We start from the raw sequence: 2,929 nt of genomic DNA on the forward strand, positions 1-2,929 counted from the left end.
CGGCTGCGTGCGCGCGGCCGAACGCCTGCGTGCGGCGGGGCTGCCGTGCCCGGTGGTCTCGGTGGGCTCCACGCCCACGGCGCTGGCCGCCCAGTCGCTGCAGGGCGTGACCGAGCTGCGGGCCGGCGTGTATGTGTTGTTCGACCTGGTGATGCGCAACGTGGGCGTGTGCAGCGAAGGCGACATCGCGCTGAGCGTGCTCACCACCGTGATCGGCCACCAGGCCGACAAGGGCTGGGCCATCGTGGATGCCGGCTGGATGGCGATGAGCCGCGACCGCGGCACCGGCAAGCAGGCGCAGGACTTCGGCTACGGCCAGGTGTGCACGCTGGACGGCAGGCCGATGCCCGGCTGGCTGCTGTCATCGGCCAACCAGGAGCACGGCATCGTGTCGCTGGCCGAAGGCACTGCGTCAGACGTGGTGGCCCGCCTGCCCATCGGCACCCGCCTGCGCGTCCTGCCCAACCACGCCTGCGCCACCGGGGCGCAGTTTCCGCAATACCAGGCCTTGGCGCCGGAGGGCGGTCTGGCGGCCTGGGGGCGGTTCCACGGTTGGTAACCCCCAAATTGCAAGTTATGGCTGGCAATTTTGGCGCTGCTGAGCCAAACTGTCAGCCATGACTGGCACCGTACGTCTGCCCGATGAGTTGGGCCGCCAGCTTGCGGCCCGCCGCCAAGCGCTGCGCCTGAGCAAATCCCAGCTGGCACAGCGCGCTGGCAAAGTGCGCGAGGTGGTCTATCGCCTGGAGGCGGGCGAAGACAGCACCGTCTCGTCGCTGCTGGCGGTGATGGCTGCGCTGGGCCTGGCGCTGCGGCTGGAGCCGGTGGGATTGCCGACGGCCGCTGAGGTGGCCCGGCGCTTCCAGATGGACGAGGACTCCGATGACGTCGACACCCCTTGAGCCGCTGCCGGCCCGGTTGCGTGCGCTGGAGGTGTCCATCGGCGATGGGTCGGCGGCTGGCCAGTTGCTGAAGACGTCCGGCTACGAGTTCCGCTACCTCGACCCCACGGGCGACCAGCCCGCGGTGGCCTTGCTGATGCCGCCTGACGAGCGCCTGACCTGGCAGGACGGCGACCTGTTTGCGCCCATGGACCAGAACCTGCCAGAGGGCGATCTGTTCATGCGCATCCGCCAGCTGTTCCCCAAGCAGCCGATGACCCCGATGCACCTGCTGGCCCTGGTGGGCCGCAACGGCATCGGACGCCTCGGGTATCGCCTGCCCGGCGCGGCCGACGCTGCGCCGCCCCCGCCCATGGGCAAGGCTGCATTGCTGAAGACCCGCTACACGCCGCAGGTGTTCGACGACCTGGTGGCGGCCTACCTGAGCACCGGTGCCGGTATCGCCGGCCTGCAGCCCAAGATCATGGTGCCGGACCGCGCCACGGTGCCCATCCCTTCGCTGATCGTGAAGGCGGCCAGCCCGGCCTATCCCGGCTTGGCGGCCAATGAGTTCATGTGCCTGACGGCGGCCCGGCGCGCGGGCATCGACGTGCCGGGCTTCGCCCTGTCGGACGACGGCCAGATGCTGGTACTGGACCGCTTCGACATGGTGACCCACGATGATGGCCGGCTGGAGCGGCTGGGCTTCGAGGACATCGCGGCGCTCGCCGGCCTGCGTGTGCGTGATGTGCTGTCGGACCGCAAGTACCAGGGCAGTTACCAGCGCGTGGCCGAACTGCTGCGCCAGCTGCAATTGCACAGCGACAACCTGGAGAGGTTCTTTGCGCAGGTGGCATTTTCAGCCATGGTGCGTAACGGCGATGCGCACTTGAAGAACTTTGGCGTGCTGTACCGCAGCAGCCGCGACATCTGGCTGGCGCCGATGTTCGATGTGGTGACGACCACGGTCTACACCTACACGCGATACCCCGGCGGACCTGAGCTGCAGGATCACACGATGGCGTTGAAGCTGTGGGCCGGTCGGCATGCCACGCGCACTTACCCCACGCAGGCTGAGCTGGTCGATTTCGGGCGTCGTGTCTGTGGCGTCAGCCAGCCAATGGCGGTGCTGCGAGCCATCGCCCAGGGCATGAGCGAGACCTTGCAGGTGGTGCAGGTCGACGAACGCATGCCCACGGGCCTCGTGGACAAGATGCGCGGCGTGTGGGAAGAGGGGATGCTGCTGGCCCGCTGAACCGGCGGGCACACGGCGGATCAGCCGACCCGCCTGGCCTTGGCAATCACCGCATCGGCCGTGGCGGCCAGCTGGGCCTGCACGACGGGGTCGGTGACGGTGGTCAGCTCGTCCAGCGCCATGGCCAGCAGCTGCAGCTGGGTGCTCAACTGGTTGAGCTGCTCGGCGGCCTGGGCGGCTTCGGCCAGCACGCGGGCGGCTTCGGGCGGAAGAGGTTGAGGTTGCATGGCGGCGGGGGTGGTGAAGCACCAGGGGGCTGGCACCGCCATGCTAGGCGCGCAAGGGCGTTTTGCGCAGCCCCCCGACCCCCCTTGGAGGGGGACCCTTCATGCGTGGGGGGCGCTTTACCCGGGTTTACAGGCGAAAGACCTGCACCACCCCGGCCAGCCGCTGCGCCTGGTCCTTCAGGCTCTCGGCGGCGGCGGTGGACTGTTCCACCAGCGCCGCGTTCTGCTGCGTCATCTGGTCCAGCTGGGCCACGGCGGTGTTCACCTGGCCGATGCCTGAGCTTTGCTCGGCCGTGGCATGGGTGATCTCGCCGATGGTGTCGGTGACATGCTTGACCCGATCAACGATTTCCTTCATGGCGGCGCCCGCCTGCGTCACCAGCTGCGAGCCGCTTTCCACCCGCTCGACGCTGGCGCCGATCAGGCTCTTGATCTCCTTGGCCGCCTCGGCGCTGCGCTGGGCCAGCGTGCGCACCTCGCCGGCCACCACGGCAAAGCCGCGGCCCTGCTCGCCGGCGCGGGCGGCTTCCACCGCCGCGTTCAGCGCCAGGATGTTGGTCTGGAAA

Annotated in this window: 4 protein-coding genes and 1 pseudogene; 3 read left to right on the forward strand and 2 right to left on the reverse strand. The window is 69.1% G+C overall.

Annotated features, from left to right (window positions below):
* The 3 genes and pseudogenes from ABNT58_RS24050 to ABNT58_RS24060 form a co-directional block, all read left to right on the forward strand.
* Positions 1–559 (forward strand): annotated as a pseudogene (locus tag ABNT58_RS24050) (DSD1 family PLP-dependent enzyme); the annotation flags it as partial.
* Positions 560–617: 58 nt separating this feature from the next.
* On the forward strand, positions 618–902 hold the full coding sequence (locus tag ABNT58_RS24055) for a helix-turn-helix transcriptional regulator (RefSeq protein WP_348755925.1): 285 nt from the start codon (positions 618–620) through the stop codon (positions 900–902).
* Positions 883–2,136, forward strand: coding sequence for a type II toxin-antitoxin system HipA family toxin (locus ABNT58_RS24060; RefSeq protein WP_348755926.1), 1,254 nt, complete (start codon positions 883–885; stop codon positions 2,134–2,136). Before ABNT58_RS24055 ends, ABNT58_RS24060 begins: the two co-directional genes overlap by 20 nt.
* Before the next feature lie 20 nt (positions 2,137–2,156).
* On the opposite strand, the gene ABNT58_RS24065 is transcribed toward ABNT58_RS24060, so the two are convergent.
* Positions 2,157–2,363: a hypothetical protein gene (locus ABNT58_RS24065; RefSeq protein WP_348755927.1), complete on the reverse strand. Its 207-nt coding sequence runs from the start codon at positions 2,361–2,363 to the stop codon at positions 2,157–2,159.
* 127 nt (positions 2,364–2,490) lie between these two features.
* Positions 2,491–2,929, reverse strand: a 439-nt coding sequence (locus ABNT58_RS24070) for a methyl-accepting chemotaxis protein (RefSeq protein WP_348755928.1), incomplete at its 5' end; no start/stop codon positions are given.

It is taken from the genome of uncultured Aquincola sp. (assembly GCF_964001545.1).
Classification (GTDB): domain Bacteria; phylum Pseudomonadota; class Gammaproteobacteria; order Burkholderiales; family Burkholderiaceae_C; genus Aquincola.

What these genes read in the sequence shown, in the direction of transcription:
- ABNT58_RS24060 (WP_348755926.1), top strand. Translation starts at nt 883, where the DNA reads ATGACGTCGACACCCCTTGAGCCGCTGCCGGCCCGGTTGCGTGCGCTG.
- ABNT58_RS24055 (WP_348755925.1), top strand. Translation starts at nt 618, where the DNA reads ATGACTGGCACCGTACGTCTGCCCGATGAGTTGGGCCGCCAGCTTGCG.
- ABNT58_RS24065 (WP_348755927.1), bottom strand. Translation starts at nt 2,363, where the DNA reads ATGCAACCTCAACCTCTTCCGCCCGAAGCCGCCCGCGTGCTGGCCGAA.